The following is a 21,887-nucleotide window of genomic DNA, read 5'->3' as shown; positions in this document are numbered from 1 at the left end:
CATGAGCGAACTGGTCTGTATTGCCTTTAAGGATTCCAGCACGGCCGATCGAGTGCTGAACGAGCTGCGGGCTATGGAAAAGAACTATGTGCTCGATTTGGAGGATGCGGTCATCGTCGTGCGCGACATGGACGGCAAGGTCCACCTCAAACAGTGCGTCGACGTCTTCGGCGGGGCGACGACTCATGGGGTGTCGCTCGGCGTGTTGTGGGGAGGACTGATGGGCTTGCTCTTTATGAACCCCCTGGCCGGCCTGATCGGCAGCCTCGCCGGCGGGGCGGGGGCCGGAGCCGTGACCACCGCGGCCAGTGAGTTTGGGTTATTGAGCGACTATGGGATTCCGGATAATTTCATCAAGCAATTGGGAAGTACGATCAAGCAAGGCACCTCCGCAATCTTCTTGCTGATCCGGAGCGTCGATCAAGACAAGTTACTCGCCGGCTTCCCGCCGCACGAGGGAACGATTCTCCAGACGTCCCTGAGTAAAGAGCAGGAAGCGAAGCTGCGAACCGCCCTCGCGCACGAACACAAACAAAAGACAGCCACAACATAGCAGGGCTTCCCGGAACGACGTTCGTCCTGAGCCAGTCGAAGGCGAACGTCGTTCCGGCGAGAGCTTTCCGCACGCAACATGGCGTTCAGCCCCTCTGCTTCCCATCCAACAGGCAACTCACGTTCATATCTCCCATAACATTGATCGCGGTGCGACAGCGATCGAGGAACCAGTCCACCGTCAGCAAGACAGGAATGTACTGCACGGGGAGCCCAACGGCCGTAAAGACCATGGTCATCGTCACCAAGCCCGCTTCGGGAATGCCGGCGGCGCCGACGGAGGCGATGATGCTCGTCAGCACGACCATCAGTTGCTGCTGGAAACTCAGATCCATCCCGATCATCTGCGCGATGAAGAGTGCCGCCATCGCCTCGTACAAGGCCGTGCCGTCGTTGTTAAAATTCGCCCCAACCAGCGCCCCCATGCTCGCGGACCGCTCACGCAGGCCCACGCGATCCTTGAGCGAGGCGTAGGTCACCGGCATCGTGGCCGTTGAGCTGGCCGTAGAGAACGCCATCACCAGCGCATCGCGGCCGCCGCGGAGCAACTCACCAGGACGCACCCACGAACCGAATCGAATGCGGACCATGTAATACCCCGCCTGGATCGCGAGCGCGAGCAGCACGCTCAGCACGAAAATTCCAAGCGCCTTGAACGGAGCGAAGCCCTCCGTCCCCACGATGCTCGCGACAATGCCGAAGACCGCCAACGGCACGACCGCAATGATCCAGTGCAAAATCTTGATGAGCGACTCCAGGAAGAGCTCGACGAGCTGTCCTATTGTTCCTAGCGGCCGTTCTCGTTCCTTGCGGAGGGCCATCCCAAAGGCCACGGCCACGAAGATGACTCCGATGACCTTTCCATCATCACTCAGCGGTCCCAGCAAACTCTTCGGCACATTTTCAAGAAAGAGGGCGAGCGGATTGGCGGATGTTGCCGTTTCGTCGCGCGGAGACGGGGGCGTGAGTCCCGCCCCTTGTCCCGGCTGAATCACATTGGCGACCGTCAAACCGACTGTGATCGCGACCACCGTGTTCAGCAACAACAGCCGCGGCAGTCGTGCCGCAAGCGGCCCGCCGAGCTGCGTCGTCATGAACGTGTGCACGATCGCCGCAAGGATCAACGCCGGCGCGAGGGCCCCGAGAAGGCGCAACACGAGCTTGCCCGGCACCGCCAACATAGCCGCCTGGCCGCCCAGCAGCAACCCCACCATGACGCCGAGCACCAGGGCAATCACAATGCGCCCATAAAGCGGCATGCTCTGCCATCGCACGATCAGGCCGGTCTCCGACGGAGTACTTATTGTTTCTTCCGAGGAGCGGTCGTCCACCAGTTGAAACTCCTATAACTTCATTACCCGTCTTGGATGAGAAGGATCACGAATGTACCACGAAGCAGGCTACCGATGAGTCAGATGATCGGGGCGAGGGGAAACGGCACGCTTATGCGGTTTAGTCGAAGTGATCAAGGATGCGGATGTGCGCATAGCCGGCAGTGTCGCACGTGGAGTGAGAACTCAAGGGTGATACCTGCATTCCTAGCATCCCTAGGGATAAGCCTAGGCCTCCCGCTTTCTTTCCCAGTGTACATGATAGATCGCTCGAAGAAGAGTCTAGGGGACATCCTGGGGGGAACATCTGAAGGGTATATATCGAGGCTGTAGTACGTGCACCTGAAACAATACATTAGAGATCTCGTGAAAACCGATTCATCGCCAGCTGAGCTGGAGTAGCGCAGTAGCAATAGGAGGTGCACGATGCGCGTTCAAACAATAGGCTTTATTGTGCTCGGTCTTGCCGGCCTATTATCTTGCAGCGCGGAACAAACAGCGGAGACAAACATCCCGCCCGGGACCCCACCCAGCGGCCCTGCCGTTTCCGGGAATGTCTTCAGCCGCATGTTTCCAGAGTTGCCGCCTTTTGCGCCTCCGACCGATGCAGCCCGGGAACAGGCGAACCAGCTCGGCGCGAGAGGAGGCCTCCTCGATGCACGGGACGGTCAGGCCAACGCGATCAATCCAGATAATCCAAATATGACGGCGGGAGTCACGTTCTTCGGTCAGTTTGTAGGTCACGATGTTGTACGTCTCCAAAAGGAGTCACTCCTCGAGCAAACCGATGCCCGGCAGACGACGAATTTTCGCACCGCCGCGTTGGACCTCGATAGTCTGTATGGTGAGGGTCCTGACAGATCGCCTGACCTGTACGAGACCACCTCGGGAGACATCAAATTCCGTGTCGAAGTCATTCCAGGATCCGAGCAAGTCTCCAGAAAAGGCGCGGTGCGATTCGACCTCCCGCGCGATCCCAACAAGAGGGCCATCATCGCAGACAGCCGCAACGACGAGAATGTCATCATCAGTCAGTTCCACTTGGCCATGCTGAAGTTTCACAACGCCGTGGTCGATCGATTGCGCGCCGATCCCGCCCACGCCGGTCGTTCGGGCAGGGAGCGTTTCAACGAGGCGCGCCGTCTGGTGACATGGCACTACCAACGAATCATTCTTCACGAATTTTTGCCGCTGACGATCGGGCAGGATCGGGTGGATGAGATCGTGCGGAACGGCCCGCGTTTTTACAGGGTCGACGACCCGACTCAAGATTCCCTGTTCCGCAATTCGAAAGGCGATCCGCTGATCCCCGTGGAGTTTGCGGCGGCTGCATACCGGCACGGCCATTCACAAGTTCGTCCGAGTTATCGGATAAATTTTGGACCGGATGGCGGGCCGTCGGTCGCTCTATCGATCTTCAACGCTTCAGCCGATCCCAACGATCCCGATCCCAACGACTTGCGCGGCGGCAAACGCGCGCCACGTCGGTTCGTCGACTGGCAGAATTTCTTCACATTCGACACTAACAACGTCCTCCGTAACAAGCGCATCGACACGAAACTGTCGAGCCGGCTCATGCAGCTCCCTGGGCCATCGGCGCCCGGGATGCCCTCGGACGGAATTCAGTCGCTGGCCGCGCGCAATCTCATGCGGCATGTCAGCTTCGGGATTCCGTCAGGGCAAGCGATTGCCCGAGTGATGGGCGTTCCGGTGCTGACGGCTGAACAACTTTCCGAACTGGCACCGTTCAACATGGACCGAAACACCCCGCTCTGGTACTACATCCTGAAGGAGGCCGAAGTACTCGAGAACGGCTTGCGCCTGGGGCCGGTTGGAGGTCGGATCGTCGGAGAGGTGTTGATCGGCTTATTGAAGGCCGATAAGGACCCCTGCCCGGTCGTCGAGAAGAACTGCAAACCGACCTTGCCGTCGGCTAACCCTGGAGACTTCGAGATCACCGATTTGCTGAACGTTGCCGGTGTCGTTCCTCCACTGAATTAGATGCCGGATCGCTTTCTTTGTCACATGACCAATGGGCAAGCTGTAGCGCCTCGCTGTCACGAACAACATGGCACTGCATCCATACCACGCCTCACTGATAGTCAGCGGAGGCGGTTCGTTCGTCTATGATCCTCCCGTTTTCGTTGTTCGCCATGCCATTGCAGCAGCGCTGAGAAGCATGAACGAGGCCAGAATAAACGGCGCGCCGGGGAATTCCCCGGAAGTGCTGAGCGCGGAGTCGGACCGAATGGAGAAGGCAAAGGTCTGCGTAAAGAGAGTCGGCCCGATCAAGCCGGTGACACCGTTGATGCTGGCGATGGCACCCTGCAGCTGGCCCTGCTCCGCGCTGTTGACCCGACGTGTCATGAGCGATTGGTTCGCGGGACCGGCGAGTCCCCAGAAGGCCATCACGGGTATGCCGAGGCAGAAGATCCAGCCCTCCGGCGCGAGGCCATAGACGAAAAAACCGACTGCCCCACAAAGCAACCCAATCAGTAACGTGCTACGTTCGCCGATCCCGGCAGTGATCGGGCGGATCAGTCCGCCCTGGACAATCATCGCCGCCACGCCGACGCCCGCCATCATCAGCCCGACGCCGGCCGGTCCCCATCCATAGCGATAGCCCATGTACAGGACCGAGACGCTCGGCAGCACCGCATGGGCGAGGTAGCCGAAGAACGCGACAGTCGCAAGGCCGAAGAGCTCACGATGCGAGCGCAAGAGCACGAGCGAGCCGACCGGATTGGCCCGCGCCCAGGCAAAGGGCATCCGTTTGTCGGGCGGCAGGGATTCGGGGAGCACGAAGAATCCGTAACAGGCATTCAGGAGACTGAGCGCCGCCGCCCCCCAGAACGGCAGTCTGGGATCGATCGCGCCGAGCCAGCCGCCCAAGGCGGGACCGAAGATGAAGCCGAGCCCGAAGACCATGCCGATCTTGCCGAATGCCGCCGCGCGCTGTTCCGGCGGCGTCACGTCGGCGATGTAGGCGCCGGCGGTGCTGAAACTGGAGGAGGCCATTCCGGAGATGACGCGGCCCGCCACGAGCCAGGCGACGTTCGGAGCAAGCGCCATCACGATGTAGTCCAAGCCCAATCCGAAGTTGGACAGCAGCACGACCGGCCGACGGCCGAATCGGTCGGACAGGGCACCCTGGATCGGCGAGCAGAAGAACTGCATGAAGGCCCAAGCGGTCCCCATCAGCCCGTAGAGCACGGCCGCCTGTGCCGTATCGCCGGAGAAAAATTCCTCGACGAGTTTCGGCAGCACCGGAATGATGATGCCGAACGACAACATGTCGAGCAGGACGGTGACGAGAATGAAGAGCACCGCGGCCGGGCGCGGCACGGCCGTGGCGGGTGGATGACGTATCACCGCCGCATCCTAACAGACTTTGCCCCACGCAGCGTTTCATCGCATGACGCACCTGCCCGCTCATGCCTTCCGGATTCGAATCCGATTGATCTCGATCCAATAGGCCGATGGTTCGTCGCTACGTCAGCTCAAAGATTTACAGATGTTGGTGCAGGCCTTTTCAGCACTTCGAACTGTCCATTCGGCAGGCTTCGGCGCGGCTTTCGAATCCCGAATTCCTGAGACTGTCGATCACCCATTGCTGCCGTTCCATCTCCTGATCGTAAGGCGTTTTCGCGCCACCGCCCGAATCGTACCCGCCGCCGCCCCTTCGCGGCTGCCTGGCATACATGACTTTGTTCACTTCCGTTTCATAGTATCCCTGCGTCCGGGGATCGGAATCTTTCTGGTAACAGGCATTTAAAAACTGCCGTCCCTCCTGGTCGTGGCCGAGAGCATAGTGTGCCAAACCGAGGTTGCAGTAGGCGTTTGGCGTGTCGGGGGCGAGTTTCAGGACGATTTTTGAATCCTCCAGCGCCTGTTGGAATTGATCGAAGTGGCTATAGACTTGAGCGCGATAGAGATGGGCGCCGACATGGTCGGCATCGAGCTTGATGGCCTCGGTGAAATCGTTCAGCGCGTCGCGGTGTTTCGCGCCTCGGAACTCCCGCAGATAGGTGAGTCCTCTTCCATAATAGGCATCGGCGGTGGGATGGAGGGCGATCGCGGCACTGTAGTCTTGAAGAGCCTGCGGAATTCGGCCGAGCATCTTCAGGGACTTGCCGCGGAAGAGATGTGCCTCGGCCTGTTTCGGTTCGCGTCGAAGGACTTCGCTCGCATCCTGCACGGCCTGGGCATAGTTCCCAAGGAAGTAGAAACAGCGAGCTCGGGCGAGGAGGGCCGGAGTGCTCTCCGGGTTCTTGCTGATCAGGGCGTTGAGGGACTGAAGCGCTTGCGGATTCCCGGCGGCATTGGCTTCGCAATGGGCGGCGCTGAAGGATTCGCCGCAGGCCGCGACGAAACTCACCCCAATCAATACGATGGCCGGGCCTGCAACTCGACCGAAACTCGTCATGCGCCCTCCCACGACCGGCGCATTATCCGCCGCACGGAAACCTGGGTCAAGAATGAGGGTGGGAAGTGTGGGAGACAGACGATTGAAACAAGGAAAAGAGCCTCCTTATACTTTATGCTTTTTAAAAGAGTTTCGCCGAGACTCCGATAAACGGCAGCAGGTAATTGATCCCACGATTCGGACTATCAGTATCTGCGTTGGAGATGTGGCTGAACCGGATTCCGGCGTTCAGCGCCCACCGTACCGTCAAATCATAGCTCGCGCCGGCGCTACCCCAGACCAGAAAATTGAAATCCGATCCTTGTTCGGGAATGCGGCCGTCGAAATTTGTCCAGAGCGGACCCCCACCGCCTTCGACATAGGGTCTAAGAGCTCCGAACGAGGTGAACGTATACATCAGTTTTGGCGTGACACCAATCCCATAGGCACTAGTCGGTTCTGTGATCCCTAAAAACGCCGCTTCAACTCCCAGCGCAACCGAGCCACGCCACCACCCGTCACCTATCGGGTCAGTCAGCCTGATCTGCCATGAGGGATGCACTGCCACCCCGTTCAACTTGGATGACTGCCCCTCCATCACCCGCACCGGCAGCATTCCTCCGATCACTATTCCCATCGACTGTCTCTCACTCATCCGTGAAGAAACCTCTTGAGCCGATGCGAGAGGGGGCCAAGCCAAAGCTACACACAACAACACCGCCATTGCGCCAACCCGATGAACGAACATCAGCCTCCATACCTCCATTCGTATGAATCTCCTCTCAGAACACCGCACACCATTCCATCCAAAGGAACCAGAACCATCGTACCTTATAACATGGACCCAAGTCCGACAAGCATCGGCTGCGTTTCAGTTCACCCATCTCGACGAGATGTCACGGGATCGAACCGTCATCGCATGAAGCCGCAATGAACTCGTCTACCTCATCGGAGATTATGTGAAGAAGGAGCGGTGATGAACGGACTGCGAGGGGGTGAACGGCGAGATCCAGGAATCATTACCCCGCTTCGCGGTAGCCGCAGTCTTGGTTGCGGCATTGGACGCTCCGGCCATCCTGCTTGCTGACCTTTTCCACCAGGAACGGAGCCTGGCACGTCGGACAGGCTTTCGGCACGGGACGATCCCAGAGAGCGTACTCACACTTGGGATAGTTGCTACAGGCAAAGAAGGATCGTCCCTTCTTGGTCCGTTTCTGCACGAGATCGCCGCCACAGTCGGGCTGAGGGCACTTCACACCCAAGGCCAGAGGCTTGGTCGTCTTGCACTGGGGATAGGCGGAGCACGCAATGAACTTCCCGAAACGTCCGGTCTTCACCACCATCGGACTGCCGCACTTGTCACATACCTGATCGGTGGTGATTTCCTCTTTGGGCACGATCTTGATCGTGCCGTCCGGCAGCTTTTCAAAGTTCTGTGTGTTCTTGCAGGGCGGGTCATCCTTATATGCCGGGCAGGCGAGAAACTTCCCATTCCGGCCCCACTTGATTTCCAACATCCGACCGCACTTCTCGCACGGAACGTTGGTCGGTGGCTCGACGATGTCTTTCGGGCCAGGAATCGTCTTCGCCCGTTCCATCTCCCTGGTAAACGGCGTGTAAAAATCGCGCACCGCCTCCACCCACTGTTTGTTCCCCTCTTCCACCTCATCCAGCTGTTCTTCGAGTTGGGAGGTGAAATCCACATTGATGAGTTCGGGGAACCCCTTCATCAAGAAGTCGTTGACGGTTTTCCCCGTTTCCGTCGGCACCAACCGCCCTTCAGTCTTTTCCACATACTTGCGGTCCTGAATCGTGGAAATAATGGCGGCGTAGGTTGACGGACGCCCGATGCCTTTTTCCTCCAACTCCTTGATCAACAGCGCTTCGTTATACCGTGGCGGCGGTTGCGTGAAGTGTTGTTTCGACAGCAGGCCCGCTACCGTCTGGCCGTCCTGTTCAACCAAACGCAACCGCTCCCCTTCCGACAACGCCGGGAGCTGGCGCTCCTCGTCGTCCGCCTCTTGATCGGCCTTCGGTCTCTGCGACGGCGCTTCTTTATCGACGCCCTCCATATAGACGATCGTATGGCCGGGAAACTTCACGACCGTTCCGGTAGAACGGAACTTGTACGTCTCCTTGGTGCTGACCGGCGCCGAATCGATACGAGTGACATCCAAGATCGCCGGCACCATCTGCGAGGCAATGAACCGATTCCAGATCAACTTGTAGAGATTGTATTGGTCATGGTCCAAGTACTGGCGGATCGATTCGGGGTCGCGTCCCGCCGACGTCGGCCTGATCGCTTCGTGAGCTTCCTGGGCGGCTTTCGATGTCTTGTACACATTCGGGGTCGCCGGGAGGTATTGCGCTCCGAATCGCGACTGAATCACGTCGCGCGCGTCGGCCGTGGCTTCGTTGGAAATACGAGGCGAGTCGGTTCTCATATAGGTAATGAGCCCTGTCGCGCCTTCCGCCCCGATTTCGATCCCCTCGTAGAGTTGCTGCGCGAGTGTCATGGTTTTTTTCGGCGAGAAATGCAGCTTCCGCGCTGCTTCCTGCTGTAAACGGCTGGTAATGAACGGCGCAACGGGATTCCGTTTCTTTTCCCGACGCTCAATGGATTCGACGACGAAGGCCTTGCCTTGGATCTCGCCGACGATGCGGCCGGCTTGCTCGGCATTTTCAATCGAAGCCTCTTCGCCGTTGATGCTGTGAAGTTTCGCCTCGAACGGCGGCGGATTAGCTCCCCTCAGCAGCGCGGTGATCGACCAATATTCTTCGGTTCGGAAAGCCTCCCGCTCCGCTTCCCGCTCGCAAATCAGCCGCATGGCGACCGACTGCACCCGCCCCATGCTGAGCCCGCGCCGGACCTTATTCCAGAGCAACTGGCTGCCTTGATACCCCACGATGCGATCCAGCACGCGGCGGGCCTGCTGGGCGTTCACCAACTTCATATCGATCTCGCCCGGCGACTGCAGCGCGCGCTTGATGGCCGATTCCGTGATTTCGTTGAAGAGAACCCGGAAGATCTTTCCGTCTTTCTTTTTCTTCTTCGATTTTCCGAGCAGCTCTTGTTCAAGATGCCAGGCGATCGCCTCCCCTTCTCGATCGGGGTCCGGCGCCAGAAACACCTTGTCGGCCTCCTCCGCCTTCTTCTTGATCTCGGCCAACACCTTCGACTTGCCTTTGATGGTGACATACTGCGGTTCGAAATCATTCTCGAGATCCACGCCCAACTTGCTGGTCGGAAGATCCTTGATATGGCCCACCGATGCCATGACGGTATAGCCGCGTCCCAAATATTTCGTAATCGTCCTCGCCTTCGTCGGCGACTCAACAATGATCAAGGATTTTCCCATGACAACTCCATCTACCCTTCGTCCGCCCTCAAGAATTGTATCATCCGTACCAAATATCGAAGATTCGTGCAACTAGAATGGCAGACGGCAACAATCTGCGGGATGTGAGAGACCATAGATGAAGAGAAGAACGTGCGAGGGCCGATCGCCGATTCTCACGCGATCGACGGTTGACACAGTGTCTTGCTGGTACTGCAGGCTGGCTTTTTCGACAGCCTGCTAAAGGCGGATGTATTGTTGCCCCGGCAACTGGCGAATCCGTCCGTTCAATTCCAACGACAGCAACACCGCCGACACCTCCGCTGCACTCAGTCCTGTGCCCTCGATCACGGCATCGATGGATTTGGCCTCATAGGACAATGCATCGTACACCACTGCCTCTTCTTTCCCCAGCGACGCGGGCACTTCCGGCACGGCACGATCGAGATGCAGCGTGGCCCGCTGCCGGGCATCGACTTGCGGAAGAATCTCGTCGAGAATGTCCTGGGCTCCTTCGATCAATTTCGCCCCTTCTTTGATCAGGCGATTCGACCCTCGACAGGCTTCTTCCTTGACGGAACCGGGTACGGCGAACACCTCTCGACCTTGCTCCAACGCCAGTTTGGCGGTGATCAACGAACCGCTGGCGGTCGCGGCTTCACCCACCAGCACGCCCAACGAAAGCCCGCTGATGATCCGATTTCTTCGAGGGAAGTGATGACTTTGAGGAGCGGCGCCGATCGGCAGTTCCGAGATGACGGCGCCGTGCGATTCGATGTTCCGCCGCAGCGTTTGATGTTCTGATGGATACGTCCGATCGATGCCGCACCCCAGGACCGCAATCGTGCGGCCCTTCCCCGTCAGCGCACCTCGGTGTGCCGCGGCATCGATTCCACGAGCGAGACCGCTCACGATCGTCACTCCCCATCCGGCCAAGTCCTTCGCAATCTCCTCGGTGATGAGTCTGCCGGATTGCGTCGCCCGTCGTCCGCCCACGATCGCGACCGCGACCTCGTCCTTGGGCAATAAACTTCCGCTCACATACAACAACGGCGGCGGATCGGGAATGGCTTTGAGTCGGGCCGGATAGGATCGATCAAACAGGGTGATGGTCTGAATCTTGAGGCGTTCAACGATCTTCACTTGGCCATCGATCTGCCGCCGCCTACTCGTCTCAGGTCCCCGACGCACGGATTCAGCCAGTTCCACACTGCACCCGGCGCCGATCAAATCGGCCGCCGTTGCGCCGAGCACCGCATCGGGAGCTCCAAACGCATGGATCAGCTTGAGAAGGGTGCGATCGCCGACGCCATCAATGGCTTGGAGCGTGAGCCAGGAGGTCAACGAGGCTTCATCCATGATCGGCCTTGAGCATCAGTCGGAAGTTCGCTTCAACAGCTGGAGGGTCCGGCAGGCGGAAAATCTCTCCGGCAAAGATCAACGCTGCACAATGCTATAAGATTGTCGCAACAGTTCACAGGATGTTCAAAAAGGCCTTCTAGCAAGGCCGCGGCGAGGTCCGCGACGCGAAGAATGGTGAGCGTCACGTTTGTGCGCGCCGGTGAGCGCCCAGTGTCCTTGAGGCGAGGCGTCACCCATTTTCACCCGCCCACCCACCGCCTGTCGAAACAGGCGGTGTCCCGGTGGTACGTTGAGCCTCTGAGCCCGCATCGCCGACTTTGCGAGGCGTGCGAAGCGAGAACGAAGCTAGAGGACTTTTTCAACATCCTGCTACAGCACGACCAGATCGTACTGCTCCAGATGCAACTGGCTGTCCGGTGTCACGATGATTTTCGCAGAACAGTCTCGCTCCAATACTTCCACGCCGTGTCGTTCTTCGTCTTGCAGCAATTCCGCCACCGTGGGATGGGCCCCCACGATAATCCGTTGTTGATCGGCCGACGGTTCAATCCGTCTGATCTCACGGAAAATTTCGTACGCCACGGTCGTCGGAGACTTCGTGTATCCACGGCCCTCGCAGTAGCGGCACGGCTCCGACAGCGAACGCAACAGGTCCTCTCGCACCCGTTCACGCGAGATCTCGATCAAGCCGAGGTCGGAAATCCTGGAGATCCTCGTTCTCGCCTTGTCCGACGCCATGGCGTCCACCAACGCATGATAGACCTTATCCCGATTCTTCTCACGCTCCATATCGATGAAATCGACAATGATGATGCCGCCGATTCCCCGCAACTTCAATTGATAGGCGACCTCTTTGGCCGCTTCGAGATTGTTGCGAAGGATCGTCTCTTCTTGATCCCGTTTCCCCACAAAACGTCCCGTGTTGACGTCGATCACCGTCATCGCTTCGGTATGATCGATCACGAGATAGCCTCCCGACTTGAGCCAGACTTTCCGGCTCATGGCGCGGGCAATTTCTTGTTCCACCCCGAGGTGCTCGAACAAGGGCTCATCCTTCTCGTAGAAATGAATTCGCGAGGTCTGTTCAGGAGAAAAACGCTGCACAAAGCCCCGAAGGGCTTCGTATTCCGCGCGTGAATCGATCCATAATCGATCCACCTTTTTGCCGAACAAGTCCCTCACCACGCGGAAACTCAAGCTGAGATCGGAATGCAGCAAGGCGGGAGCGGGCAATTGTTCCCGCTTCGTCAAAATGTCCTGCCAGAGGACGTGCAGAAAGTCGACGTCGGATTTCAATTCGTCTTCCTTGACGCCTTCGCTGACCGTCCGCACGATATAGCCGAAGCCGGAGCGCCTGACCCGACGCATGATCTCCTTCAATCTCGCTCGTTCTTCATCCCGCGGAATTCGCCGAGACACGCCGATGTGGTCGACATTCGGCATAAAGACGAGATAGCGCCCCGGAAGCGAGACATACGTCGTCACGCGCGATCCCTTGGTGCCGATCGGGCCCTTGGAAATCTGGACCATCACCTCCTGCCCTTCACTGAGCAGCTGTTCGATCGGTTTCGCGCTCTGGCGCTTCGGCCGGAGCATGTCCGAGTCTTTATCGTCTTCCTCGGCTTCGACCAACATGTCGCCCGGCTCGGCGTCTACCAGCAGATCCGAGACATGCATAAACGCCGCTTTGTCCAAGCCGATATCCACAAACGCGGCTTGCATCCCAGGCAACACCTTGGCTACTTTTCCCTTATAGATATTTCCGACAAAATCCTTATGCTTCGCGCGGTCCCCGAACAAATCGGTGACGACTCCACCATCCAGCACGGCCACGCGGGTTTCTTCCCGCGCGACGGTGATTGCAATTTCACTTCCCATAGTGACTCCTTTGGTCTGCAAGCCGCGGAATCCGGCTGAGAGCGCTGAACGCGGGCTCGGCCCAGGTCCAGCAACCAACTCCCTAATGCCGGCGCTTCCCAGCTTTCGATAATATCTTCTTCCGAATGACGAAATCTGAAGATTCCGCCTGTTCGCTCATCGCTCAATAAAACAGGCTCAACCGCTTCCGCTTGACGTTCAATAACAAGCCCAATGCCGCCATGGTCATAATCGTGGCGCTTCCGCCATAGCTCACCAGCGGCAAGGGAATGCCGACGATCGGAAACATCCCCGCCGTCATGCCGATATTGACTACGACACAGAAACACAACATCGCCACGATCCCCACGGCAAGCAGCGCGCCAAGCTGATCCTTCGCCTTGGACGCAATTTCCAGCGAGAGCCAAATCAATGCCACAAACAACGCCAACAGCACCAACACGCCGAGAAATCCCCATTCTTCCGCAAAGACGGCGAATACAAAATCGGTATGGCCTTCCGGCAAAAACTTCAGCTGACTTTGAGTGCCGCCGTAGAGCCCTTTCCCGAGCAGCTCCCCCGATCCGATCGCGATCTTCGATTGCAGAGCATGGTACCCCTTTCCTCCTAGGTCGTAATCGGAATCGACGAACGCCATAATGCGCTGTCGCTGGTAATCATGCAAGGACCCCCACACGCCCTCCCAGGCGAACGGGAACAACATGATCGAGAACAATAGAATAAATCCTAAGGCTTGCGAACGAACGCCCACCATGAGCAACATGGCGGCATACACCGCGACAAAGCTGAGCCCGCTTCCCAAATCGGGCTGTTTCAAGATCAAGATGAGGCCGGGCAGCACCAAAAGCCCCGGGACGATGACCCGCTGCAGCCATCCCACGCGTGGGGCCTTCGAGTAGTAATGGGCCAGCACCAAGATGAGGATAAGCTTGGCGAATTCAGACGGTTGAAAACTGAACGGGCCCAGCGCGATCCACCGCTGCGCTCCCTTGCTCGTGCGCCCTTCGAATAACACAAACACCAGCATCAACAAGATAAAGGCGTAGGCTGGATAGGCAAACCGCGCAAGATGATGGTAGTCCGATGCCCACATGACCAGGAAGGCCGCCGCGCCCAAACCTATCCAGATCAACTGCTTGAGATAATACGGCGCCCTCCCGCCCTGCTGCCCCTGCGTGACGCTGTATATGGACAATACGCCGATCCCCAGAATAGCGAGGATCAAGCCGACATAGCGGATATCGAAACTGTCGAGTCCTCGATGTTCGGTCAATCGATCGATCATGAGTCTTTCGCGGGCCGCTCCGGCCCATTCGCGCCGGATAGACTCGATGTGACGGCCGGCACCTGCGGAGCAAGCTTCATATACGTTTCGATCACTTCCTTCGCAAGGGGAGCGGCGGCGGCCCCCCCATGCCCCATATGTTCGGCGAGCACGGCGACGGCGATCTTCGGTGATTCCACGGGCGCAAACGCGACGAACCACGCGTGGTCTCTGAACTTTTTGGGAATATTTTCCTCCGGTCCGGTCCGGAGCGCCGCCACCTGAGCCGTGCCCGTCTTTCCACCGATCGTCACCATGGAGGATTTCGCCCTCGTCGCCGTTCCCTTTGTGACGACATCGGCGAGCGCGTCCTTGATGATGCGGAAGGTCTCCGGTTTCGCATTGATTTTTCCACGCGGAACGGCCGGCAACTCTTGAAGGTTTCCCGACGTTCGATCCATGACCGCCTGCACCAGACGAGGACGGTAGCTCACGCCGTTGTTCGCGACCGTGCCGACGAGACTCGCCATCTGCAATGGTGTCACGGTCACATAGCCCTGTCCGATGGCGGCTGAAATCGTTTCGCCGGGCAACCACTGTTCATGCTTGGCCTTCTGTTTCCAGGCGGTTGATGGCATGATACCGGATCGTTCCGACGGCAATTCCACGCCCGTGGCCTTCCCAAGCCCGAAATCCTTCCCAAACTCGGCCATCACATCGATCCCCATCCGTTGACCGATCGTATAAAAGTACACGTCACAGGAATGGACGAGCGCATTGTGCAGATCGACGTACCCATGCCCGCTGGCTTTCCAGTCATGATACACGCGCTTGCCGAACTGGTATCCCCCGTTACAGAACACCGTGCTGGAGGGTGACATGGTTTTGGTCTCCAACGCGGCGACGGCCATGGGAATCTTGAAGGTGGATCCGGGTGGATACTGCCCCTGTGAGGCGCGGTTGTTCAACGGACGCCCTTCGTCCTGCACGATTTCGACCCATTGCTTGGCGGTCAGTTCCCGTGAGAGCACGTTTGGGTCGAAGCCTGGACGGCTGGCCATCGCCAGAATATCACCGCTGCTCGGATCAAGTGCGACGATGGCGCCGTACTCTTGGCCCAGTAAATCCTCAGCCACTTTCTGGAGCCGCGCATCGATCGTGAGATAGAGATCGTTCCCCGCTTGCGGCCTCTCGACCACCACCGCCTTTTTCTCGTGGCCGAGCGCATCGACTTCGACGTTCTTCTGTCCGGCCATTCCCCGCATGTGTCGATCATAGGACTTTTCCACACCATACTGCCCCACGATGCTGCCTTGGTGGAGATCGATAAACTCCGGTTTTTCCAATTGATCCGCTGAAATTTCTCCGACGTAGCCCAGGAGATGGGCCGCCGTCACACCGCCCGGATAGTTGCGCTGCGACTCCACCTGGATCATGACCCCGGGCATGTCGAGACGGTGAGATTCCACCAGCGTGGCATCGCGCAAGGTCATGCGGTCTTTGATCTTGCGCGGAAGCAGCTTGCTGCCCTTCGCCGTCATTTTTTTCCGAACGAGGGCCGGATCGAGACCGAGCAAGTCGGTCAGCTGTTGAATCAAGGCTTCGCGATCCTTCACGTCTTCCAGCGTGACGTAGAGGCTGAAGCTCGGGACGTTGTTCGCCAAGAGGACACCGTGCCGATCATAGATGAGGCCACGCGCCGGCTCGAGCAGCACCAGTCTGGTGCGATTGTTTTCCGACAAGTCTCGATAGTACGGTCCTTCACGAATTTGAAGGTGCCAAAGGCGAAGGCCGAGGAGCGCCACCACCAGCAAGAGCCCCACACGGAGGATGAAGAGCCGCCGATGGAGATCGCCAAATTCTGTTTCCGGATAATGCACCGTCGTCACCCTAAACGCCTACATGCGAGACTCGGACATCAACTGCTCAATATTCAAACGACTCCACATGAGCCAATAGATCGCTCCTCCAATTACCGCATCAAGGCAGGCTTGCGGCAATACCACCGTCCAAACAGCCCACCACAGATCTTGCTGCGGGCTGAGTTGCAGGGCGAGTGGAGTGAACAGCCCGACCACGCACGACACGACGAGCAACCCGATGACGAGCACAACAGGGCTCAGATAGACCACCTGTCGGCCTGCAAGACCCGCGAGATACCCTACGGCTCCCTTGATGACAGCGCCTGAAACCAGGTCCTGCGCGGAGAACAGACTCATCGCCCATCCGAGTGCGAGCCCGACCAACAAGCCATCAAGCTCTCCCGCCAAAAAACCGATCAAGCACACCGCCACGAAACCGAGGTCCGGCCTCACCCCCCACACGCTGAAATGCGGCAGGAGAACGGACTGAACCGGCACAAGGCCGACGATCACCGTGAAATAGATGAGCGCTTTCATGGCTTGGACTTTGGAACGCCAAGTCTCTCCCCTTCGGTCGGGATCGGGGAGGATCGAATGACCAACACGTCTTCGACCCGATTCGGATCCACCTCCGGAGAAAGTTCCGCAGATTGGAACAGCGCTTCTTCCTCTTTATCGATTCGTATGATCGTGCCGATCGGGATACCGCGCGGGAACCCCCCGACCAGTCCCGACGTGACGACATGATCGCCCGGCCGCGCATTGGACAACAGCGGAATGTACTTGAGTCGAGCCTGTCCCTGCGTCGTCCCTTCGACGATTCCCTCATCTCTCGTGCGTTGGATCAGTCCGGCGATCGCATTATTGGGATCCGTCACGACCAAGACGACGGCGGTGGAGGCCGTGGTCTTGACGACACGACCGACCACACCTGCCGGAGTAATCACGCCCTGGTCCGATTGAATTCCGTCGGAGGCCCCCTTGTTCAAAATGATGGTCTTATACCAATTACCGGTATCGCGCCCGATCACTTGGGCGGCCACGGATGTGGGAAGGGCTTGCTTCTTAAACTCCAGCAGCGCCGACAGCCGCTCCGTCGCCACCGAGGCTTCTCGCAGTTGCCCGTTTTGTTCCTTGAGCAGATCCAGCTCTCGCTTCAACTGCTGATTTTCTTCCTCGACCTCTTGAAGTGCCACGTATCGTCCCCAAACGTCGGCGATCCGATCATGGATCCCGGCCACGGCCTGGAGAGGCCAGCTGATCACCCATCCAAGGGGACTACCCATCTGCTGAAAGACGCTTTGGAGCTGTCCTGGTAGAAGGAGAGAGCCGAGCACGAGAATGACGGCGAGAACGAGAGCGACACGCCGAGTGCTGTACGATACGCGTAAATTGACCATCCGCATGAGGGATGGAACCTTACCGGAGGTTGTTCGCTTGAGACATGACCGATACCTTTCGGAGGAGATCCAGCTCATCCAGAATCTTGCCGACCCCCAGCACCACGGAAGTCAGCGGATCGTCCACCGTAATGATCGGTAAGTTCGTTTCTTCTCGGAATCGCGTGTCCATCCCTTTCAGGAGGGACCCCCCCCCTGTCAACACGATCCCACGATCGATAATATCCCCGGCCAGCTCAGGCGGGGTGTTTTCCAATGCGATCTTGATCGCATTCACGATCGTTCCAATGGGCTCTTGCAACGCTTCACGCACCTCGGCGTCATCGATGACCAACGTGCGCGGAATGCCGGAAATCAAATCCCGCCCCTTGATCATCATGGTTTTCCGTTCCTCGAACGGATAGGCGGACCCGATTTCAAACTTGATCCGCTCCGCCATGTGTTCGCCGATGAGCAGATTGTACTTCTTTTTGATGTAATTCATGATCGCTTCGTCCATCCGATCGCCGGCGACCTTGACGGATTCGCTGTACACGATCCCGCCCAGCGAAATGACGGCAATGTCCGTCGTCCCGCCTCCCACATCGACGACCATGTTGCCGGACGGCTCCGTGATCGGCAATCCGGACCCGATTGCGGCAGCAACCGGCTCTTCGATCAAATAGACTTCTCGGGCCCCGGCCAATTCCGCCGAATCACGCACCGCCCGCTGCTCCACCTGCGTGATACGGGAGGGCACACCGATGATGATGCGCGGCCGCACGAACGCGCTGCGATTGTGGGCTTTGCGGATGAAATGTTTCAACATTTGCTCGGCCATCTCGAAATCGGCGATCACGCCTTCTTTCATCGGCCGAACGGCGACAATGTTCCCGGGCGTGCGGCCGAGCATTTTCTTCGCCTCGGCGCCGACGGCCAGCACTTTTTCACTTTTCTTTTCAACCGCGACCACGGAAGGCTCATTCAGCACGATCCCCTTCCCGTGAACATACACGAGCGTGGTGGCGGTGCCTAAATCAATCGCCAGGTCGTCGGAGAACCACCCAAACATGTTTCCCGGAAACCCCACGGCGTCTCTCCCTTCATCATGAAGCCGAGCGATCCAACGCTCGGTCTGTGTCCTTCGTGTACGACGTACCTAATCCGGGATCGAAAGTTGACCGGCGTCCAACACGTGAGTCCTTGCGACTTCATCGCCAAGCCGACGACCCTGCTCATTCCCAATGATCAAAAAACTTTCAAACGCTAAAATGGCGAGCGCGACAAGCCATCCGATGTACGGAACCGCATACGCGATCTGTGCGCCACCCAGCGGAAGGTTTCGGATGATCGACTCTCGGAAACTAGCCGTATCCGGACCATCCAATCGCATGGTTTGCAAACCAACCAACCGTTTGCCGATACTTTTTCCACCCGCGAACCCATCGGCAATCAGAATGTAAGCCAATCCGGAAAGAAAGCCGACCGGAGGAGCGATTTCGCCGGCAGCGACGACAATGAACAAATCGATTAGCTTCGCAATGAACCGATTCAGGACATGGGCCTTCGGATAGACTCTTGCCTGCAGCGCCGTCGAGGTTAGCCCCTCCCCTGCCAAGGGATCTCCTTCTAATTAGTGGCAAAGTATAACAAAATGCGTCAACTTGCACAAACAAAGTACAATCTTTTTTAGAGAGTTGTTTTCGGAGCCACTCTGAATCGTCTCAGGACATTCCTGAAAAAAGATGCGATGCTCTGTGCACTCCCATACCCGGCTATTGATTCCATATCCGAACATCTACGCTGGAAACGACTCTTGCCTTCCGCTTCACCCATAAGTACACTGTTGGCTTCACAAAAGGAAGAGGCTTCAGATGATCAAGACAATGCGCGATGCCGCTCACAACTATCCTTGGCTTCTTAAGTCCATCATGGGACTCTTGGCGGTTGCATTCGTGATTACGATGGGCTGGTGGGGATTCGGCGAACAGGCCGGCGGACCCGTCGCCAAGGTTGGGGATCAATCGGTCTCTCTTGACGAATTTAAGCGCACCTACGAAAACATGCACCGCATCTACAAAGACAACGTCAAGACCGATTTCAAAGAAGAAGAGTTCAAGGAATTCGTCGTCGGACAACTGGTTGATAGTCGTATCTGGATCATTGCGGCTGAAGAAATGGGCGTGCGGGTCTCTGATGCCGATTTACGTGAGCTGATCATGCAAACGCCGGTCTTTCAGAAAAACGGCGCCTTCGACCCGGAGCTTTACAAGCGCATCCTCGCCGCGAATCACCTTACCCCAGCCTCGTTTGAGGCGATCCAGCACCAAGAGGTTTTGGCGAATAAGGCTCGGATGATCGTCCGGGATTCCGTCGCGCTGACCCCTGCGGAGATTGCCGAAGGGCAGTCCCTCATGACCAGACCACAAGATTCTGATCAGGCTAAGGCGGCAGAAGCCAAGCAGCGAGTGTTGGATGACATGCTGTTGCAGAAACAACAACGCGCGCTCGTTTCATTCCAGCAATCCATGAAAGCCAAACTGCCGATCACCATCCGCAGAGAATTGCTGTAAAGCGTTGTAAAAGACGAGTTCCTGCCCCGGATCTACTATTTTATTTCAGGCAGTACCGTTCAGCTTTCAGCGCTGGCATAACGTTGTTGACACGACAACTAGAAACCGCAGACTCGGTTAGCCGCTAATCTCTCAAGGTTCTCGACGGACGAGTGCGAGAAGATCTCATGATCCATAGGCAATGCGAAGAATGAACACTGCGTCGTCTTGGACGAGGTAGACAATGCGGTAATTTCGGAAGATCACTTCTCGAGGTCTGGACGATCGAACTCCGGAACGATGCGTCCAATTGGGGTGTTTTGAGTAGCGTTTCGGTGGATTCGACGATGCGTTCAACGAACGTGATCGCATGAAGAATGGAATCGCGTGCAATAAAGTCTTCGATCTCCTGAAGATCGTCCCCAGCGGTCAGCGACCAGCGGACTTGCGCCACTGAACGATTCTTTCCATCAAACTCTATTTGAGTTAGGACGCGTCCCTCAGCCACATCTTGAAGGCCTTTTCCACCTGCTGCTTAAAAAAACAGCTCCTCCATGATCCCGCTAGTGGTCACATCATCAGGCAGTTTCCTGATCAATTCTAATGCCTCGGCTTTGACCTTTGCCATACAGGCCTCCTTCTCTACTAATACTTTCGATTAGGGCATGCCTTAGAAGCTGAAAAATCAAGCTGAGCATAGGCTCAGCTTGACTGTCCTGCAGAGAGATGTAGGCGTGGTACTCCCGCCCAATGATAAGTCAACACTCATGCCTGACATCGCTCGCAGATTCATCCCGGCATAATCAGGCAGGGATGCAGAAGAGAAGGAAGAAGAAGAAGAGAGTCAACGGACTGGTAAAATTTACAGGATCAGCATCGCGTCGCCGTAGCTGTAGAAACGATACCGCTCCTTGACCACCTCCTCATACGCCTTGCGCATCGGCTCTATTCCGGCGAACGCCGACACCAGCATCAACAAGGTGGTCCGCGGAAGGTGAAAGTTCGTCATGACGGCATCGACGACCTTGAACTGAAACCCTGGGGTAATAAAGAGCCGGCTCTCGCCGGACATCGGAACGATCTCTCTCTTCTCTTTCGCAACCGTTTCAAGCGTACGAACAACCGTTGTGCCGACAGCCACCACCCTACCACCGGCTTGTTTGGTCTTCTGGATCGCTCTCGCAGTACCTTCGCTGATTGTGAACGCTTCAGCTCCCATCTGATGATCTTCAATCCGCTCGGTCGTTACCGGCTTGAATGTGCCAGGACCAACATGGAGAGTCACCGCCGCGATTTTGATACCCGACACGTTCAGTCGTTGAAACAGGTCTTCAGTAAAGTGGAGCCCGGCAGTCGGTGCGGCAATCGCGCCCTCGTGTTTGGCAAAGACCGTCTGATACCACCGGCGATCCTCGTGGATCGGCGTACGCTTGATGTACGGCGGAAGCGGCATGACTCCTCGTTCTTGAAGCAGTCTGGTGACCGGCGCCGGGCTCTCCACGATCACCTCGGTACCCGTCGCATCACGTTTCACAATGGTTGCGCGGGACTGTTGATCAAATTCGATGACCTGGCCGATCCGGAATGAGCCTTTGACCATGATTTCCCACCGCCCTTCGCTGAGCTCCCTCACGAACAGAATCTCGACCGGTGTTCCAATCGGTTTCTTGATTCCCGGCACTCGCGCGGCCATCACCTTTGTATCGTTGACGACCAGAAGATCACCCGGCTTCAATATTAGCGGGAGATCGGCAATATGCCGGTGGGTTAGTCGTTCGGTTGCTCGATCTACAACCAACAATCGCGCGCGGTCACGAGGACTAACCGGCTGCAACGCGATCAAAGATGGATCGAAGGGAAAGTCGAACTCGGAGAGGTGCATCAGCCCACAGTATTCATGATGGTTCGTGACGAAACCGCCAAGACGCCAAGCGAGACGGGCATGCGGAGTCCTGAGGTAGCCG

18 protein-coding genes are annotated in these 21,887 nt (G+C 57.5%); 3 read left to right on the top strand and 15 right to left on the bottom strand.

Going from position 1 to position 21,887, the window contains the following annotated elements; all coding sequences use genetic code 11:
• The first annotated feature begins 1 nt into the window (after position 1).
• Positions 2 to 553 carry a DUF1269 domain-containing protein gene (locus tag COMA2_RS16050; RefSeq protein ID WP_090900600.1) on the top strand — a complete coding sequence of 184 codons (552 nt, stop codon included), beginning with the start codon at positions 2 to 4 and terminating at the stop codon, positions 551 to 553.
• An 85-nt stretch (positions 554 to 638) separates the two neighbouring features.
• Here the strand turns inward: COMA2_RS16050 and COMA2_RS16045 are convergent, their stop codons facing one another.
• Entirely contained in the window at positions 639 to 1,883 is a 1,245-nt protein-coding gene (locus COMA2_RS16045) for a dicarboxylate/amino acid:cation symporter (RefSeq protein WP_217490782.1), read from the bottom strand.
• Between the two features lie 426 nt (positions 1,884 to 2,309).
• Here COMA2_RS16045 and COMA2_RS16040 point away from each other — a divergent pair, with 426 nt between their 5' ends.
• Complete coding sequence (locus tag COMA2_RS16040; protein WP_090900597.1) at positions 2,310 to 3,884, top strand: peroxidase family protein; 1,575 nt, start codon at positions 2,310 to 2,312, stop codon at positions 3,882 to 3,884.
• Positions 3,885 to 4,007: 123 nt separating this feature from the next.
• On the opposite strand, the gene COMA2_RS16035 is transcribed toward COMA2_RS16040, so the two are convergent.
• The 12 genes from COMA2_RS16035 to COMA2_RS15980 all read right to left on the bottom strand — a co-directional run bounded on the left by COMA2_RS16035 (position 4,008) and on the right by COMA2_RS15980 (position 18,989).
• Positions 4,008 to 5,252, bottom strand: a complete 1,245-nt coding sequence (locus COMA2_RS16035) for an MFS transporter (RefSeq protein ID WP_090900849.1) — start codon at positions 5,250 to 5,252, stop codon at positions 4,008 to 4,010.
• Positions 5,253 to 5,415: 163 nt separating this feature from the next.
• Positions 5,416 to 6,309 (bottom strand): tetratricopeptide repeat protein, encoded by an 894-nt coding sequence (locus COMA2_RS16030; RefSeq protein WP_090900594.1) that lies wholly within the window; start codon positions 6,307 to 6,309, stop codon positions 5,416 to 5,418.
• Positions 6,310 to 6,430: 121 nt separating this feature from the next.
• Complete coding sequence (locus tag COMA2_RS16025; RefSeq protein ID WP_175304665.1) at positions 6,431 to 6,925, bottom strand: acyloxyacyl hydrolase; 495 nt, start codon at positions 6,923 to 6,925, stop codon at positions 6,431 to 6,433.
• A 382-nt stretch (positions 6,926 to 7,307) separates the two neighbouring features.
• Positions 7,308 to 9,647, bottom strand: a complete 2,340-nt coding sequence (gene topA / locus COMA2_RS16020) for a type I DNA topoisomerase (RefSeq protein WP_090900588.1) — start codon at positions 9,645 to 9,647, stop codon at positions 7,308 to 7,310.
• A 219-nt stretch (positions 9,648 to 9,866) separates the two neighbouring features.
• On the bottom strand, positions 9,867 to 10,985 hold the full coding sequence (dprA, locus tag COMA2_RS16015; RefSeq protein WP_090900585.1) for a DNA-processing protein DprA: 1,119 nt from the start codon (positions 10,983 to 10,985) through the stop codon (positions 9,867 to 9,869).
• 372 nt (positions 10,986 to 11,357) lie between these two features.
• Complete coding sequence (locus COMA2_RS16010) at positions 11,358 to 12,866, bottom strand: Rne/Rng family ribonuclease (RefSeq protein WP_090900582.1); 1,509 nt, start codon at positions 12,864 to 12,866, stop codon at positions 11,358 to 11,360.
• A gap of 163 nt (positions 12,867 to 13,029) precedes the next feature.
• Positions 13,030 to 14,151: a rod shape-determining protein RodA gene (gene rodA / locus COMA2_RS16005; RefSeq protein WP_090900579.1), complete on the bottom strand. Its 1,122-nt coding sequence runs from the start codon at positions 14,149 to 14,151 to the stop codon at positions 13,030 to 13,032.
• Positions 14,148 to 16,019, bottom strand: a complete 1,872-nt coding sequence (mrdA, locus tag COMA2_RS16000) for a penicillin-binding protein 2 (RefSeq protein WP_090900576.1) — start codon at positions 16,017 to 16,019, stop codon at positions 14,148 to 14,150. The genes rodA and mrdA overlap by 4 nt, the downstream gene beginning before the upstream one ends.
• Before the next feature lie 9 nt (positions 16,020 to 16,028).
• The gene (locus COMA2_RS15995; RefSeq protein ID WP_090900573.1) at positions 16,029 to 16,529 is read right to left on the bottom strand and encodes a hypothetical protein; all 501 of its coding nucleotides are present in this window, start codon (positions 16,527 to 16,529) and stop codon (positions 16,029 to 16,031) included.
• Positions 16,526 to 17,398: a rod shape-determining protein MreC gene (mreC, locus tag COMA2_RS15990; RefSeq protein ID WP_175304664.1), complete on the bottom strand. Its 873-nt coding sequence runs from the start codon at positions 17,396 to 17,398 to the stop codon at positions 16,526 to 16,528. Before mreC ends, COMA2_RS15995 begins: the two co-directional genes overlap by 4 nt.
• Positions 17,399 to 17,411: 13 nt before the next feature.
• Entirely contained in the window at positions 17,412 to 18,443 is a 1,032-nt protein-coding gene (locus COMA2_RS15985; RefSeq protein ID WP_090900846.1) for a rod shape-determining protein MreB, read from the bottom strand.
• Between the two features lie 87 nt (positions 18,444 to 18,530).
• Positions 18,531 to 18,989, bottom strand: a complete 459-nt coding sequence (locus COMA2_RS15980) for an RDD family protein (RefSeq protein ID WP_090900566.1) — start codon at positions 18,987 to 18,989, stop codon at positions 18,531 to 18,533.
• 256 nt (positions 18,990 to 19,245) lie between these two features.
• Here COMA2_RS15980 and COMA2_RS15975 point away from each other — a divergent pair, with 256 nt between their 5' ends.
• A complete protein-coding gene (locus COMA2_RS15975; protein WP_090900563.1) occupies positions 19,246 to 19,944 on the top strand; it encodes a SurA N-terminal domain-containing protein in 699 nt (232 codons plus the stop codon).
• A 124-nt stretch (positions 19,945 to 20,068) separates the two neighbouring features.
• Here the strand turns inward: COMA2_RS15975 and COMA2_RS21410 are convergent, their stop codons facing one another.
• Complete coding sequence (locus tag COMA2_RS21410) at positions 20,069 to 20,377, bottom strand: type II toxin-antitoxin system RelE/ParE family toxin (RefSeq protein WP_175304663.1); 309 nt, start codon at positions 20,375 to 20,377, stop codon at positions 20,069 to 20,071.
• A 408-nt stretch (positions 20,378 to 20,785) separates the two neighbouring features.
• On the bottom strand, positions 20,786 to 21,805 hold the full coding sequence (queA, locus tag COMA2_RS15965; protein ID WP_090900557.1) for a tRNA preQ1(34) S-adenosylmethionine ribosyltransferase-isomerase QueA: 1,020 nt from the start codon (positions 21,803 to 21,805) through the stop codon (positions 20,786 to 20,788).
• Between the last annotated feature and the right edge of the window lie 82 nt (positions 21,806 to 21,887).

Origin of the sequence: Candidatus Nitrospira nitrificans (assembly GCF_001458775.1) — a bacterium.
GTDB classification, from domain to species: domain Bacteria; phylum Nitrospirota; class Nitrospiria; order Nitrospirales; family Nitrospiraceae; genus Nitrospira_D; species Nitrospira_D nitrificans.
The sequence above is the reverse complement of the archived record's forward strand: the minus strand, read 5'-3'. Positions and strand labels throughout refer to the sequence as shown.

What these genes read in the sequence shown, in the direction of transcription:
- topA (WP_090900588.1), bottom strand. Translation starts at nt 9,647, where the DNA reads ATGGGAAAATCCTTGATCATTGTTGAGTCGCCGACGAAGGCGAGGACG.
- queA (WP_090900557.1), bottom strand. Translation starts at nt 21,805, where the DNA reads ATGCACCTCTCCGAGTTCGACTTTCCCTTCGATCCATCTTTGATCGCG.
- COMA2_RS16040 (WP_090900597.1), top strand. Translation starts at nt 2,310, where the DNA reads ATGCGCGTTCAAACAATAGGCTTTATTGTGCTCGGTCTTGCCGGCCTA.
- COMA2_RS15995 (WP_090900573.1), bottom strand. Translation starts at nt 16,529, where the DNA reads ATGAAAGCGCTCATCTATTTCACGGTGATCGTCGGCCTTGTGCCGGTT.
- COMA2_RS16025 (WP_175304665.1), bottom strand. Translation starts at nt 6,925, where the DNA reads ATGGGAATAGTGATCGGAGGAATGCTGCCGGTGCGGGTGATGGAGGGG.
- dprA (WP_090900585.1), bottom strand. Translation starts at nt 10,985, where the DNA reads ATGGATGAAGCCTCGTTGACCTCCTGGCTCACGCTCCAAGCCATTGAT.
- rodA (WP_090900579.1), bottom strand. Translation starts at nt 14,151, where the DNA reads ATGATCGATCGATTGACCGAACATCGAGGACTCGACAGTTTCGATATC.
- COMA2_RS15985 (WP_090900846.1), bottom strand. Translation starts at nt 18,443, where the DNA reads ATGTTTGGGTGGTTCTCCGACGACCTGGCGATTGATTTAGGCACCGCC.
- COMA2_RS15975 (WP_090900563.1), top strand. Translation starts at nt 19,246, where the DNA reads ATGATCAAGACAATGCGCGATGCCGCTCACAACTATCCTTGGCTTCTT.
- mreC (WP_175304664.1), bottom strand. Translation starts at nt 17,398, where the DNA reads ATGCGGATGGTCAATTTACGCGTATCGTACAGCACTCGGCGTGTCGCT.
- COMA2_RS16050 (WP_090900600.1), top strand. Translation starts at nt 2, where the DNA reads ATGAGCGAACTGGTCTGTATTGCCTTTAAGGATTCCAGCACGGCCGAT.
- COMA2_RS16010 (WP_090900582.1), bottom strand. Translation starts at nt 12,866, where the DNA reads ATGGGAAGTGAAATTGCAATCACCGTCGCGCGGGAAGAAACCCGCGTG.
- COMA2_RS16030 (WP_090900594.1), bottom strand. Translation starts at nt 6,309, where the DNA reads ATGACGAGTTTCGGTCGAGTTGCAGGCCCGGCCATCGTATTGATTGGG.